This is a genomic window from Bacillus sp. OV322 (genome assembly GCF_900112495.1).
Taxonomy (GTDB): domain Bacteria; phylum Bacillota; class Bacilli; order Bacillales; family DSM-1321; genus Peribacillus.
The window spans coordinates 1-14,195 of record NZ_FOMA01000016.1; the positions used below are offsets into that span (position 1 = coordinate 1).

Here is a 14,195-nt window from a genome sequence, read left to right on the forward strand (position 1 = left end):
CGAAGAAATGTTTGACTTGCTCATTTGCTTTTAGAGTGTGTGCTCACTATTTTAAAACGTTGGCGCTTAGTTTTGTTCAGTTTTCAAAGAGCAATTTGTCGTTTATCTCGTAAGCGACTTTATTATTATATAAGTTACGCTTCACTAAGTCAATACTTATTTTTGCTTTTTTTAAATCAGCAAGCAAGATAAGTTTTCAGCGACAAGAAATATAATATCACCAATTTAAAATAACGTCAATAACTATTTCAATATATTATCAAACCAGTTTTTTATTTCTTCTATATTTATTCATGCAATAAAAAAACCCGGACAGAAAATGCCGGGGCCTCAAACGTATATCATTAAACCACCCAGTAATCAATGGCTGCCAAAGCTGCAACTCCCGGGATTCCCAGAAGGCCTGCAACAGCTGATGTTGCAAGATTAATTGGTACGTGAATGCCCAGTCTGTTTCCCAGGACGTTTAAAAAGAATAAAAAAATCGCTCCTATAATCAGCCTGATAATCCCCTGCCCTGCAAAGCGAATAGGCTTCAGGGGAGCACCTGCAAATAGAAGCAGCAAGATAAGCCCTACAATAATTCCGACAATAACAATAGGTTCCACAACAATCCCCCCCTGCATAACTTGTACTACACTTTATGACTCAAAGTTCAAGTTAAGAACATAAGAATATGAGATGCTGTGAAACCCCGGATTAATCCTTACTATGGTCTCTTTATTTTTACTTTTCTTTTTTTGGCTTCTTTAAACAGATAAAAATACTTAGCTTCAGCCAGCTTTGTTTGAACAATTGCATCTTCAGATGGATCGAGACTTCTTTCCAGGAGAGATTGCTGATCCAGCCAGTTTCTCTTTAAGTGCTCCAATTGCTGAATCAGTTCCTGATCAAATTCATTCCGAAGCCAATTTTTTCGGCGAAAAAACAATGAAAGGCCTCCCAAATTTTTGTTAAATTTCTCTTCTTCCTTCAATAGCCTTGGATAGTGTTACTTCATCTGCATATTCAAGGTCTCCGCCAACAGGCAATCCGTGCGCAATTCTTGTTACCCGGATGCCCGACGGCTTCAGAAGCCTCGAAATATACATGGCTGTAGCTTCACCTTCTATATTGGGATTCGTAGCTAAGATCACTTCCTGGACAGTTTCATCCTGCAGGCGTTTTAAAAGCCCGGGAATGTTGATATCCTCCGGTCCGATTCCTTCCATAGGAGAAATGCTTCCATGAAGGACATGGTAAAGGCCATTATATTCCCGCATTTTCTCCATGGCAATAACATCCTTCGAATCCTGGACAACACAGACAAGGCTTCTATCCCTCCGCTGATCTTCGCATATATAACAAGGATCCTGATCGGTTATATGTCCGCATACTGAACAATAGGTAAGATTCCGTTTGGCGTTCACGAGTGCTTTGGCAAAATCCAATACAACATCTTCTTTCATATCCAGAACAAAAAAGGCTAGCCGTGATGCTGTTTTAGGGCCAATGCCCGGCAGTTTCATGAAGCTGTCGATCAACTTGGAAATTGGTTCAGGATAATGCATAGAATTCCCCCTCATCATAACAGCTGATATTGCACAGCCTGCTTCCTCGTCCATTCGGGATATGAAGCAGGCTGGCTGAATCAGCTTAAACACACCTACCAGCATCAGGAGAAGAAACTCCTGTTTGGCGGCGGGCATAATCATACTCTTAGAAATCTAAAGGACTTGAAGCAGGGCATTACATAACAGTACTCAAAAAAAAAGCGTATAAGCCAGTCAGGAAGTTTCTGCAGGTCACCTCTCCCTGTTTAACAGAGCAAACAGGAAAGAGATGTCCCAAGCAAAACAGCCAGGCTGGTTACGCTTGTTGGATAATAGTGAGTTTCACTCTTTCTTAAAACATTCCGCCCGGAAGGTTTAATCCTTTGGTGAATTGTCCCATTGTTGAGTTTGAAAGCTCATCTGCCTTTTTCAAAGCATCATTAGTTGCAGCAAGAACTAAATCCTGAAGCATTTCAATATCATCCGGATCTACCACTTCTGGTTTAATGTTTACTTCTACAATCTCTTTGTGCCCTGTAACGATGACAGTGACCATTCCGCCGCCAGCTGTTCCTTCGATTTTCTTTTCGCCAAGCTCTTCTTGTGCTTCAGCCATTTTCTTTTGCATTTTTTGCATTTGCTTCATCATATTCTGCATATTTCCCATTCCGCCACGCATACCCATTTTTCACGCCTCCATTATTCTTTAATTTCGAGCAGTTCATCACCGACTAATTTACGGGCTTCTGCTATAAAAGGATCTTCATCTTGCTTCCTGTCCGTTTCAGTAGAATCCTGATTCTGGGTTGCCAGGAAATCCTCGCGCAGCTGCTGCCATTGACTTTCCGGGACACCAGCCATCTCCAGGCGATGACCTGTGATTTGTTGTAAAATCATGGCCATCGTTTCTATAAAACGGTCATTTTCCATCGCCATTTGGCAATGAATATCATATTTGAATTTTAACACAAAAGCTGATGAAGACGCAGCAACAGGTTCCGCTTCGTTCAATAAAGCAGCAAGAGATTTTTGATTTTGATGAGATAATTGCTCCAATACCTCTCCCCAGCGGCTTTTTACTGTCTGAAGATCCTGTTTCGTTGCCTGCCTCAGTATCTGTGTAATCTTTCCTGCGGGAGCCCTATAGGCTTTTTTATTGATCCGCTGAGCCTTTGCAGGGGCCGTCTTCACATTTTCAGCTGCAGGCACTCCCTGTTCTCTGATGCTTTGAAGCTGTCTCTCAAGCTCCCCGATTTTCCCTAACAGATCCTGAACCTGGCCGTCAGGCACCTGGCTTCCGCTTCCCCTGTCCTGGCTGCAGAGCTTAACAAGTGCTACTTCGAGAAAAATTCTAGGATGGTTTGTCCACTTCATTTCCTGCTGTGTTTTATTAAAATTTTCTATATTAATATAAATCTGCTCCTGGGAAATCAAGCCCGCTAATTCCTTGAATTGAGGGTCGATTAAAACCCGTTCAAAGGAATCTCCCAGTCCTGGTGCAGCCTGGTATAAAAGCATATCCCTATAAAAGAAAATCATATCCTCAATGAAGCGGGATGTGTCCTTTCCCAGTGCCAGCAATTCATCAAGGACCTGCAGGGCTTCTGCCACTTGTTTCTCATAAATGGCCCTAGCCAGCCTGCCTAGAAATGCCTGTGATACAGAGCCTGTCACGGTCAGTGCATCTTCAACACTTACTTCATCCTCACTAAAGGAGATTGCCTGGTCAAGAAGGCTGAGAGCATCACGCATTCCGCCTTCTGCTGCCCTTGCGATAATGTGCAGAGCCTGCTCACTGCATTTTACACCTGTTTCCTCTATGATTTGCGACATGCGGCCAACAATATCCTGCGGCTGAATTCTTTTAAAATCAAAACGCTGGCAGCGTGAAATGATAGTCAGCGGGATCTTATGCGGCTCGGTCGTTGCCAAAATGAAAATTACATGTTTAGGCGGTTCTTCCAAGGTCTTTAAAAGCGCATTGAAAGCCCCTTGAGAGAGCATGTGGACTTCATCGATAATATATACTTTGTATGTAACCGCATTAGGGGCATATTTCACTTTATCCCTGATATCGCGGATTTCTTCCACACCGTTGTTGGATGCCGCATCGATTTCAATTACATCAGGAATGGAGCCATCCGTTATCCCCCTGCATGCTGCACACTCATTGCACGGTTCACTGACTGGAGCACGCTCACAGTTCACTGCCTTTGAAAGGATTTTCGCCGCACTTGTTTTCCCTGTGCCGCGCGGACCTGAAAATAAGTAGGCGTGGGAAACTTTCTGCTGTATGAGAGCATTCTGCAAGGTTTTTGTAACATGTTCCTGGCCGACTACATCTATAAACTGCTGCGGCCTCCACACTCGATATAATGCTTGATACCCCACGATTTTAAACCTCCTATATTTTCTCCTGTCCCTCTATTATATCGTAATGCCTTTGTTTTTTTCAAAAAAGGGCATAAAAAAACTCATCCGTCCGGATGAGTTTATCTACTATGTAATAACTGCCGTGCACCTTCCGTCGATTAGCACCCATAAGCGTTACTTAAGCAGTTAGCTCAGCCCAGGCAACCCTGCGGCACATGAGAGCTTCCACTTAATGCTGCTTCCTTCCGGACCTGACATGGTTCATGGATTCCCATTGCGCAGGACCCGGGCGTCAACGCCACTTACTTAAGGCAGGCCCTACAGGATACTAACCTCGAGAAGGGATTCAGCCTCGCTGGAGCGGATTGCGAGTACAGGGCACCGCTACCTCCCCGCCTAGCACGGCAAATTTGCTACCAATTTTATGTGCCACATGTGACACAAGAATTATTATACTAACCCGGAAGGAAAAAAGCAAATGGTTATTCTTTGTCAAATGTCATTTGATTTTCTAATTGAGCTAATTTTTTCTTTCTTTTCTTCTTTTCTCTCAGTTCCCTAAAGAACCTGCTAAGTATCTCTCCGCATTCATCGCCCAATACCCCCTGGACCAGCTCGCACTGATGGTTGAACCGGCTGTCTTGAAGCAGATTCATAAATGTGCCGGCACACCCCGCCTTGGGATCATATGCGCCGAATACCACTCTTTTGATTCTGGACTGCAGAATGGCTCCTGCACACATCGGACAAGGCTCAAGCGTTACATAAAGTGCGGCATCCTCCAAACGCCAGGTGCCTTCTGTATCACATGCATTTCGGATTGCAAGCAGCTCGGCATGGGCAATTGCACTTTGCTCTGTTTCCCTTAGATTATGGCCACGGGCGATGATTTCACCGTCTTTTACAATTACAGCTCCAATTGGAACTTCCTGCAGCCGGTATGCCTTTTTGGCTTCTTCCAAGGCGATTTCCATAAAATATGCATCATCTTTCACGTGAAGGATCCTTTCATGAGTAAAGATAAAAATTACTGGCAAAATAATCGGTAAGCACATGCCTGTTTATACATTTAAATGAATGTATCTAATCATGAATAGTAGCGTATTATTTTCAGGCATGCAACAACTGTCCTATAAGGAGGGATGATCATGAATAATTCCAAACCCCCGCCATATGCGTTATTGATTATAGATATGATCAATGATTTTAACTTTAGCCATGGAGATCTGCTTTTTGAACATACACTCCCGATTATTGATCCGATTCTTCAGTTAAAAGAGGAAATGAACAAAAGAGGCATGCCCGTCATTTACATCAATGACCATTATCAATTATGGCAGGCAGACTACAGTAAAATCATCTCAGCCTGTACAAATAGCAAAACGGCTCCCATAATCGGGAGAATCTCGCCAGGCGAAGATGATTATTTTCTGATCAAACCGAAACATTCAGCCTTTTACGGAACAGCTCTGAATACACTCCTTCACCATCTCGGCGTAAAGACACTCATTTTAACAGGAATTGCAGGCAATATCTGTGTACTTTTTTCAGCTAATGATGCTTACATGAGAGAATATAAATTGTGGATTCCGTCCAATTGCATTGCTTCTGCCAGTATGCAGGATAATCAGTTTGCATTGACGATGATGAAAAATGTTCTGAAGGCTAAGATTGATAAAAGCGGATCGTTTCCTCCTATTTTCTGATTTTCCACAGGACTGCCTCAAGAAGAAAGCAGTCTCTTCCTCTTTTCTAATTTTCCCCTGCAAGAAATCTCTCACTTAAGCTACTAGACTGTGATACAATAATTCTTGGCTTAAAAAACAAACAATGAAGAGTGACCTATACATTGATTTAGATAGAGTTTTGAAGGAGGAAGGAATCCATGAGAAACACACCATTTATTACCGTTGAAGGTCCGATTGGTGTGGGAAAAACATCGCTTGCAAAGGCCATCTCCGAACATTTTCAGTTCGTATTATTAAAAGAAATTGTTGATGAAAATCCTTTTCTCGGCAAATTTTATGAAAATATAGATGAGTGGAGCTTTCAAACAGAAATGTTTTTTCTGTGTAACCGCTATAAACAACTAGAGGATATTGAAACAAAATACCTTGCCAATAATCAGGCGGTTGCAGCTGATTACCATATATTCAAGAACCTTATTTTTGCCGAACGCACTCTGAAGAACCGCCAATATGATAAGTACCTGCAAATCTTCAATATATTAACAAAGGATATGCCTAAGCCGAATATGGTTGTATATTTAGATGCCAGCCTCGACACCCTGCTTAAACGGATTGGAAAGAGGGGCAGAGATGTAGAAAAAAATATCAGCCCATTATATCTAGAGCAGCTGTCCAGTGATTACCAAAGCTTTATGCAGACATTCGAAGAAACACATCCCGATATTCCCGTACTTAGATTTAATGGAGATACATTGGATTTTGTAGAAAAGGAACAAGACCTATCAATGATTATTTCTCAAGTTGAGAATGCACTTAAAGGAGCATGTACGAATGAACCTACGTAAAAAGTACGATATCCCCAATAATGCCATCATTACAATTGCAGGTACGGTAGGCGTCGGTAAATCGACCATGACCAATGCTCTTGCACAGGCATTGAAATTTAAAACTTCTTTTGAAAAGGTGGATACCAATCCATACCTTGATAAATTTTATGACGATTTTGACCGCTGGAGCTTCCATCTGCAAATTTACTTTTTAGCTGAACGCTTTAAAGAGCAAAAACGCATTTTTGAATATGGCGGCGGATTTATCCAGGACCGGTCCATTTATGAAGACACCGGAATATTTGCTAAAATGCATTATGAAAAAGGAACCATGAACCATATCGATTACGAAACATATACAAGCCTTTTTGATGCAATGGTCATGACACCTTACTTCCCTCACCCTGATCTTCTGATTTATCTGGAGGGTTCACTGGAAGACATTCTTGACCGGATCAAGGAACGCGGGCGCCCTATGGAGCAACAGACGCCGATTGAATATTGGAAAGAGATGCATAAGCGCTATGAAGACTGGATTAATCACTTTAATGCATGCCCGGTATTGCGTTTGAATATCAATGACTATGATCTTATCCAAAGTGAACAATCCATTGAGCCAGTTGTTGAACGAATTGCATCATTCATGGAACAGACAAGGAAGCTGACAAAAATATAATCAAGAGATTCTGAAGACATAATAGTAAATCACCGGATCCTTTAGCAGATCCGGTGATTTTTTTTGCACAGTTTTCTATTTCAGCAAAACAAAAAACCTGCCGCATTCCTGCAGCAGGTTTTATCGATATCCAATTTTATGCGCTATGGTTAATAATAAGTTAATGGAGGAGGAAGAGGGATTCGAACCCCCGCGGGCTTTGACACCCCTGTCGGTTTTCAAGACCGATCCCTTCAGCCAGACTTGGGTATTCCTCCGTATCACCGTATCAACAATTAATATAATACCAAGTATAAAACTAAATGTCAACACTACTGAAACATTTTTTTAAAAAAGTTTTTAGACACAAGAAAGACACTCAACTGTGAGCCATGCCCGCACTTTTTATTTGAATAAAAGGACTCCCCGCATGGAAAGTCCTTTTACATAGTTTATGGCTTGATCACTTCAGCACCGCGCATATATGGGCGCAGTACTTCTGGAATGACGACACTTCCGTCTTCCTGCTGATAATTCTCAAGGATAGCAGCAACTGTGCGGCCGATGGCCAATCCAGATCCATTTACCGTATGAACATGCTCCGGTTTCGCATTAACATCGCGGCGGAAGCGGATATTTGCACGTCTTGCCTGGAAAGCTTCAAAATTTGAACAAGAAGAAATTTCACGATAAATGCCATAGCTTGGAATCCAAACTTCAATATCGTACTTTTTAGCTGCTGTGAAGCCCAGATCAGCTGTACACATGCTTAGCACACGATATGGAAGCCCAAGCAGCTGAAGGACCTTTTCTGCGTGTCCTGTAAGGTTCTCAAGCTCCTGATAAGAATCCTCCGGCTTTACAAACTTTACGAGTTCAACTTTATTGAATTGATGCTGGCGGATCAGCCCGCGTGTATCCCTTCCAGCGGATCCTGCCTCAGAGCGGAAGCAAGCGCTATAGGCAGCATAGCTGATAGGCAATGCATCAGCAGCAAGAATTTCATCGCGGTGATAGTTCGTTACAGGAACCTCGGCTGTTGGCACAAGGAAATAATCTTCACTTTCAATACGGAATGCATCTTCCTCAAACTTAGGAAGCTGACCAGTACCTGTCATGCTGGCCCGGTTTACAATAAACGGAGGCATCATTTCTTCATACCCATGTTCTTCTGTATGCAAATCCAGCATAAAGCTGATTAATGCCCGCTCAAGTCTTGCTCCAAGGCCCTTATAAAAAACAAAACGGCTTCCAGTGACTTTTGCTCCTCTTTCAAAATCAAGGATGTCTAATTCATCAGCAAGATCCCAGTGCGGCTTAGGCTCATAGCTGAAATTTGGAATGTCTCCCCATTTTTTTATTTCAACGTTATCATCTTCTGTTTCTCCAACCGGCACACTTTCATGAGGAATATTCGGTATAGATAAAAGCAATTTATCCAGCTGCTCTTCCACTGTGCGGAGCTTTTCATCTAATTCCTTGATTTTGTCGCCAACCTCCCGCATTTCTGCAATCAGCTGGTCAGCATCCTTCTTTTCCCGCTTCAATGCGGCAACCTGCTGGGAAACTTCATTACGACGGCTTTTCAGCTGTTCAGTTTCCACCAGTAAAGAACGGCGGCTGACATCAAGCTCCTCAAACTTGCCAAAGTCCGTCATGTCTTCCCCGCGGAACTGCAGGGCACGTTTTACTTGTTCAAAATTATTTCGCAGATATTTTACATCCAGCATTGCTTATTCCTCCTTAAATTTCATCCATGACATTGACGAAAAACGCAAAAAACTCCCGTCCCTATAAAAAGGGACGAGAGTTAACCCGCGTTGCCACCCTAGTTAAAAGCAGATTCCTGCCTTTCACTCAGTTAGATAACGGCTAATGCCGAAAGTAATTACTGACCCGCATGGGGGTTCCTTACTTTACTCGAGGATGGATTCCCAAAATCCTTTCACCGGTTTACACCAGCCACCGGCTCTCTTTTAGAAAGTAATTTTGGTACTATTTCCTGTCATGGTTTTAAAATATAAAATGTTTTCCATAATGTACTATAATTTTTCTACAGATGCAACCATTTTATGCAGATTGCTTACATTTTGATTAGGAGCTGTCAGAACCAGCCTTTTACCGCAGAAGAAGCACTGTCCCAAACATCAGCGAAAAATCCTCCGATTGCATGCATAGATAGAGCGAACCAGTTTGCTTTTTCTACTGTTTCAGCAGCCACAACGTCAGACCTTACATACTTGTCTCCATCTTTATTAAGGAAACCATAATCAGAGCCATCTTTTTTCTTGACGGTCAAATATCCAATTTTCTCGCCTTTTTTAATAGGTGCAGCTAATTCGCCGTCTTTATTCAGCTTGCTTTTATCAATCACAAGCTGCGGTGTATAATTTTTCTCTTCACCATTGTTCTTGACGACTAAATCAATGGCACTCTTTGACTTGATCTTAACAGAATCCTCTTTTCCTTTCGCTACAGGCAATGTCTTTTTGCCTTTAACTACATAATTAGCAGGAAGGATTTGTGTTTTTTTGAAGCTATCATAAGCGTAATTCATCAGCTTAGCAGCATCTACAAAACGCTGTGCTTTTGATGTTGATTTCATGACAATGGTAATGTAACGCTGGCCATTTCGTTTCACCGTGCCAGCAAATGCATATCCGGCAAAATCTGTTGAACCTGTTTTCAGGCCGTCTACTCCATCATAATGATAAATCAGGCCAGGAAGCATCCAGTTAAAGTTAGGATAGGTCTTTCCATCACGGAACTTCAGTTTTGATATGCTCGCATATTCCAATGCCTGCGGATGGTCCTTCAAAAGGCGGTAAGCAAGAAGGCCGACATCTTTCGCAGTCATGACATTTTCATCACTCGCATCACCGGTCGGGAAGTGTCCAAGCAAGTCTTTATTGCTTAGTCCAGTAGCATTCACAAATTTAAAATGCTTTAATCCAAGCTCTTTTCCCTTTTTATTCATAAGGGGAATGAAATTAGTCTCACTGCCTGCAATCTTCTCAGTCAAAGCAACAGTAGCTGCATTTCCTGAGTAAATAGCCATTGCTTCATAAAGCTCTTTCACTTTGTATTCCTCACCTTGCGTCAGGCCTACATTTGAAAGATTAGGTGCTTTAGATAAGTTATGTACATATTCGTTAATTTTCACAGGTGTATCCCAGCTGATTTTCTTGTCTTCAATGGCCTCAAGAACCAGGTACTCTGTCATCATTTTTGACATAGAGGCGATACCCATTACTTTATTAGCATTTTTTTCATATATAATTTTCCCTGTTTTGGCATCTACGATCAGTGCTGCATCTGCCTTTAAGCCCAGGTTATCTTCTGCAGCTTTTGCAGTACGGGGATTGTAGGAGAATTGGGACGCAACAAGAACAAATAACAGTGTAAAAACCAGTGATATCTGGGTGATTCTTTTCAATTTCATTTACCTCCAACTTTCATAGCTTCTGTATAGGACGAAGAGAAAAACCTTCGTTGTTTGATTTGCACCTTGTCTAGTTTATCACATGTAATAAAAAAAAAATAGACAGAGTAATGGGTCCCTCTGCCTAAAATTGCACGGAAAATTATTCCTTCCAACTAAGGAAAAAGTTAGGATTTACAAGGAATAATTTGGTGCTTCCTTCGTTATCTGTACATCATGCGGGTGGCTTTCCTTCAGTCCGGCACCAGTCATTCTGATGAACTGTGATCTTTCTCTTAGTGCGTGAAGATCTCCAGCACCGCAATAGCCCATTCCTGACCGCAATCCGCCAATCAGCTGATAAATGGTCTCTTCCAGAGGCCCCTTATACGGTAGGCGTCCTTCAATCCCTTCAGGCACAAATTTCTTGTTATCTTCCTGGAAGTATCGGTCTTTGGACCCCTTCTCCATTGCAGCAACGGAACCCATTCCGCGGTACACCTTAAAACGGCGTCCCTGGAAGATTTCTGTTTCGCCGGGGCTCTCTGTTACGCCAGCAAGCATACTGCCAAGCATAACTGCATGTCCGCCTGCTGCCAATGCTTTTACGATATCACCGGAATATTTAATGCCTCCATCAGCAATAATCGTCTTCCCATGCTTTCGGGCCTCTGTGGCGCAGTCATAAATGGCTGTAATTTGAGGTACGCCTACACCCGCAACCACACGTGTAGTACATATGGAACCAGGGCCAATGCCAACCTTCACTACATCTGCTCCAGCTTCGATTAGTTCTTTTGTAGCTTCTGCCGTCGCAACATTTCCTGCAATGATTGTTAATTCAGGATAAGCTGCCCTGATTTCCTTAACAGTTTCAATGACTCCAAATGAATGTCCATGGGCTGTATCAACCACAATAGCATCAACATGTGCCTTAACGAGCATTTCTACACGCTTCATTGTATCCTTAGTAATCCCTACAGCTGCACCAGCAAGCAATCTTCCCTGCTTGTCTTTAGCGGAGTTAGGAAATTCAATCACTTTTTCTATATCCTTGATTGTTATCAGACCGTTTAACACGCCATCCTCATCAACCAGCGGGAGTTTTTCAATTTTATATTTCTGCAGGATTTTTTCAGCCTGTTCAAGATTTGTTCCAACTGGGGCAGTAACCAGGTTTTCTGCTGTCATGACCTCGGCAATTTTAATGGAAAAATCAGAAATGAAACGCAGATCACGATTTGTGATAATGCCCACAAGCTTTCTTTCATCCACGTTATTTACAATCGGAACACCTGAAATACGATATTTGCCCATCAAATGCTCTGCATCAAAAACCTGATGTTCAGGAGTGAGGAAAAAGGGATCGCTGATTACTCCGCTTTCTGAGCGTTTAACTTTATCAACCATATCAGCTTGTGCCTCAATAGACATATTCTTATGGATAATTCCCAAGCCGCCTTGGCGTGCCATGGAAATAGCCATTTCAGCTTCCGTCACCGTATCCATCCCGGCACTGATAATCGGAAGATTCAATGATAAATTTTCTGCTAATGAGACCTGGTAGTTCACATCTTTCGGCAAAACCTCTGATTTAGCGGGTACTAACAGCACATCATCAAAAGTTAAACCTTCTTTTGCAAATTTATTTTCCCACATATTTTTCCCCTCCTGCTTAAAAATATTATTTGTAGGTTATCAATTGGACAAAATACTGTCAAGGTAAAGTAGAAATGTTTGATTTTTCTATCAATTATACTTTGTTAAAATACATGGCTGATTTTTGCACGTTGTTGTTCGAAGTGAGCGCTCGCAAAGCGAATCCACCCGGAGTCTTTCTATCCTGAAATCAACTGGCACGTTTATCAGTACTATCAATTTAAGGAGAATATAATATGCAGCCACTCAGCCCATCCAGCAACAAATTCATCTATTTCAGTTCAGCATCTTCTACACAGTCTTTTCTTAGGAAGTGCTATGAAAGAGAAAATAACCCAGAAGCTGAATTAAAAAGCTTCGAAAACTGCTATCCTTTTATGTATTACCTTGAACATGGGCAAACATACTATAATCAGGCTCAAATTGCACCTCTATCACTGAAACCCGTTTTGCTTTTTTACGGATTTGTACAGCTGTTAAAGGCCTGCCTGCTCACTTTAGATTCGAACTACCCTGAATCAACCACAGATCTAGCGCACGGAGTTACCACCCGAAAAAGAAAAAAACAGCAATACGAATTTATGTTTGATGAAGTGAAAGTGCAAAAAAACGGATTATTCACAAACATAGCTGAAAAAATGTTCCACATGAAACATCTTGAGTCAGAGAAATATACCATGGAGCAGCTGCTAAGAGAAATCCCGGAGCTAAAAGACTGCCATCTTTATTTAGCATCTAAAAAAACATTCCAGGAGCTAAAGTCTGCTGGGGAAGCATTCCAACTGCCAATTGCCATTTTATCAAGCTTTAATATGACAGAAAACCGATTTAAAGGGTATTTGGAATCCAAACTAAACAGCAGCATTAACATGTCAACCCATTCATCATCTATCTCTTTATCCGCTGAACAAGGATTGCTGGTGAATCAGGATTCGCCCATACACTATCACATGTTTGAGAAAAGCTTCATGCTATCCCTTAACAAAAGCTCCCCCTGCTACCTATTTCCTGAATTGATGATACATTATCTCGTCCTTTATAATCTAAGCATGATTTCAAGGTACGAAACAGAATGGTGGTCAGAACTTTTAAAAACCGCCCCTAACGATGACTATCCATATATTTCGGAGTTTTTGAATATTTCCCAGGACAAAACTCCATTCTTAGTCTTTGAATGGCTGATGAAAGAACGACTTAATACGAAATGAAACAGAGAGCAGTACATGTCAACAAGAGAAAAATCCATATATCAAATAACATTTTTTATTAATCAGACAGTTTTTTTATAAAATACAATATGGTGAGGTTGGTAAATACAGGGGGATGCAGTGCCATCTTAACCACCATTGCTGTGTTCAGCAGGCTGCATTGATTAAGTTGGACTTTTCGGGAGACACGTTTTTAAAGAAAGTAATTGCTTAGTTAGTGTCAATGGCCACAGCTTGTGATGCCCATTGAAAGCGCGGGGAAAAGTAGTCAACAAGAAAACACCAGCAAAACTTTGCTCTTTCATTCGCTTGGTGGCCTCCTGCTCTCAGGACATGCTGGCTTCTCCGTTTCATGGCACCCTACGGTTATATAGCAGAAGTTCCTTTCCTTGACCTACTGTCATCGGCGCTTGGGCTTAGCTGCCAAGTCCGAGCTCCTGAACGGCAATAACCAGACGTCGGAACTCTTTATCAGCTGGAGTATTACAGCCATTTATCTGCCATTCTGATTTTGGCTTACTCAATTTTTTTCCTCTTTTCATTCTTTTGAGCTCTTATGAAATACCCGTTTCTGCACAAAAAAAAGGACCAGCATCTCTGCTGGCCTCCCGCTTGCTTGGCGGCGTCATACTCTCACAGGGGGAGAACCCCCAACTACCATCGGCGCACGAGCTTAACTGCCTTGTTCGAACTCCTGAACGGCGATAACTGGCGGATCTCTTCGTCAGCTTCAGTCCTTCCGCTCCTCGTGTACACCGTACACTCCGGTGCTCACTCCTTCGCTTCCTCGACCTCCTTGGTTCTCCCCATTCAGGTTTGGGCTTACTTGACT

The 14,195-nt window shown here is 42.1% G+C and carries 13 protein-coding genes, 1 tRNA gene, 1 other RNA gene and 1 other annotated feature; of the genes, 4 read left to right on the forward strand and 11 right to left on the reverse strand.

The window, feature by feature from the left end; translation table 11 throughout:
• Nucleotides 1–344 precede the first annotated feature (344 nt).
• The 7 genes from BM126_RS21580 to tadA form a co-directional block, all read right to left on the reverse strand.
• Nucleotides 345–608, reverse strand: coding sequence for a pro-sigmaK processing inhibitor BofA family protein (locus BM126_RS21580; protein WP_090991377.1), 264 nt, complete (start codon nucleotides 606–608; stop codon nucleotides 345–347).
• A gap of 101 nt (nucleotides 609–709) precedes the next feature.
• A complete protein-coding gene (locus BM126_RS21585; RefSeq protein WP_071353434.1) occupies nucleotides 710–931 on the reverse strand; it encodes a YaaL family protein in 222 nt (73 codons plus the stop codon).
• A 22-nt stretch (nucleotides 932–953) separates the two neighbouring features.
• Entirely contained in the window at nucleotides 954–1,550 is a 597-nt protein-coding gene (gene recR / locus BM126_RS21590) for a recombination mediator RecR (RefSeq protein WP_071353444.1), read from the reverse strand.
• Nucleotides 1,551–1,884: 334 nt separating this feature from the next.
• A complete protein-coding gene (locus BM126_RS21595) occupies nucleotides 1,885–2,211 on the reverse strand; it encodes a YbaB/EbfC family nucleoid-associated protein (protein ID WP_071353445.1) in 327 nt (108 codons plus the stop codon).
• A 20-nt stretch (nucleotides 2,212–2,231) separates the two neighbouring features.
• Nucleotides 2,232–3,923, reverse strand: a complete 1,692-nt coding sequence (gene dnaX / locus BM126_RS21600) for a DNA polymerase III subunit gamma/tau (RefSeq protein ID WP_090991378.1) — start codon at nucleotides 3,921–3,923, stop codon at nucleotides 2,232–2,234.
• Nucleotides 3,924–4,045: 122 nt separating this feature from the next.
• An RNA gene (ffs, locus tag BM126_RS21605) (signal recognition particle sRNA large type) lies at nucleotides 4,046–4,310 on the reverse strand.
• Between the two features lie 77 nt (nucleotides 4,311–4,387).
• Nucleotides 4,388–4,900: a tRNA adenosine(34) deaminase TadA gene (gene tadA / locus BM126_RS21610; RefSeq protein WP_256213218.1), complete on the reverse strand. Its 513-nt coding sequence runs from the start codon at nucleotides 4,898–4,900 to the stop codon at nucleotides 4,388–4,390.
• 153 nt (nucleotides 4,901–5,053) lie between these two features.
• Between tadA and BM126_RS21615 the strand changes: the two genes are divergently transcribed.
• From BM126_RS21615 to BM126_RS21625, 3 genes are all read left to right on the forward strand, one after another.
• Nucleotides 5,054–5,611 carry a cysteine hydrolase family protein gene (locus BM126_RS21615; RefSeq protein WP_090991380.1) on the forward strand — a complete coding sequence of 186 codons (558 nt, stop codon included), beginning with the start codon at nucleotides 5,054–5,056 and terminating at the stop codon, nucleotides 5,609–5,611.
• Nucleotides 5,612–5,790: 179 nt separating this feature from the next.
• A complete protein-coding gene (locus tag BM126_RS21620) occupies nucleotides 5,791–6,438 on the forward strand; it encodes a deoxynucleoside kinase (protein WP_090991381.1) in 648 nt (215 codons plus the stop codon).
• Complete coding sequence (locus BM126_RS21625) at nucleotides 6,425–7,096, forward strand: deoxynucleoside kinase (protein ID WP_090991382.1); 672 nt, start codon at nucleotides 6,425–6,427, stop codon at nucleotides 7,094–7,096. Before BM126_RS21620 ends, BM126_RS21625 begins: the two co-directional genes overlap by 14 nt.
• 164 nt (nucleotides 7,097–7,260) lie before the next feature.
• On the opposite strand, the gene BM126_RS21630 is transcribed toward BM126_RS21625, so the two are convergent.
• The 4 genes from BM126_RS21630 to guaB form a co-directional block, all read right to left on the reverse strand.
• Nucleotides 7,261–7,353, reverse strand: a tRNA-Ser gene (locus BM126_RS21630).
• Nucleotides 7,354–7,527: 174 nt separating this feature from the next.
• Nucleotides 7,528–8,805, reverse strand: coding sequence for a serine--tRNA ligase (gene serS, locus BM126_RS21635; RefSeq protein ID WP_071353440.1), 1,278 nt, complete (start codon nucleotides 8,803–8,805; stop codon nucleotides 7,528–7,530).
• A 66-nt stretch (nucleotides 8,806–8,871) separates the two neighbouring features.
• Nucleotides 8,872–9,093 (reverse strand) — a binding site (T-box leader).
• An 86-nt stretch (nucleotides 9,094–9,179) separates the two neighbouring features.
• A complete protein-coding gene (locus tag BM126_RS21640) occupies nucleotides 9,180–10,517 on the reverse strand; it encodes a serine hydrolase (protein WP_218154484.1) in 1,338 nt (445 codons plus the stop codon).
• A 174-nt stretch (nucleotides 10,518–10,691) separates the two neighbouring features.
• Entirely contained in the window at nucleotides 10,692–12,155 is a 1,464-nt protein-coding gene (gene guaB, locus BM126_RS21645; RefSeq protein WP_090991384.1) for an IMP dehydrogenase, read from the reverse strand.
• 236 nt (nucleotides 12,156–12,391) lie between these two features.
• Here guaB and BM126_RS21650 point away from each other — a divergent pair, with 236 nt between their 5' ends.
• Nucleotides 12,392–13,363 (forward strand): YaaC family protein, encoded by a 972-nt coding sequence (locus BM126_RS21650; RefSeq protein WP_090991385.1) that lies wholly within the window; start codon nucleotides 12,392–12,394, stop codon nucleotides 13,361–13,363.
• The last annotated feature ends 832 nt before the right edge of the window (nucleotides 13,364–14,195 follow it).

What these genes read in the sequence shown, in the direction of transcription:
- guaB (WP_090991384.1), bottom strand. Translation starts at nt 12,155, where the DNA reads ATGTGGGAAAATAAATTTGCAAAAGAAGGTTTAACTTTTGATGATGTG.
- BM126_RS21625 (WP_090991382.1), top strand. Translation starts at nt 6,425, where the DNA reads ATGAACCTACGTAAAAAGTACGATATCCCCAATAATGCCATCATTACA.
- BM126_RS21615 (WP_090991380.1), top strand. Translation starts at nt 5,054, where the DNA reads ATGAATAATTCCAAACCCCCGCCATATGCGTTATTGATTATAGATATG.
- BM126_RS21595 (WP_071353445.1), bottom strand. Translation starts at nt 2,211, where the DNA reads ATGCGTGGCGGAATGGGAAATATGCAGAATATGATGAAGCAAATGCAA.
- serS (WP_071353440.1), bottom strand. Translation starts at nt 8,805, where the DNA reads ATGCTGGATGTAAAATATCTGCGAAATAATTTTGAACAAGTAAAACGT.
- BM126_RS21650 (WP_090991385.1), top strand. Translation starts at nt 12,392, where the DNA reads ATGCAGCCACTCAGCCCATCCAGCAACAAATTCATCTATTTCAGTTCA.
- BM126_RS21640 (WP_218154484.1), bottom strand. Translation starts at nt 10,517, where the DNA reads ATGAAATTGAAAAGAATCACCCAGATATCACTGGTTTTTACACTGTTA.
- recR (WP_071353444.1), bottom strand. Translation starts at nt 1,550, where the DNA reads ATGCATTATCCTGAACCAATTTCCAAGTTGATCGACAGCTTCATGAAA.
- BM126_RS21620 (WP_090991381.1), top strand. Translation starts at nt 5,791, where the DNA reads ATGAGAAACACACCATTTATTACCGTTGAAGGTCCGATTGGTGTGGGA.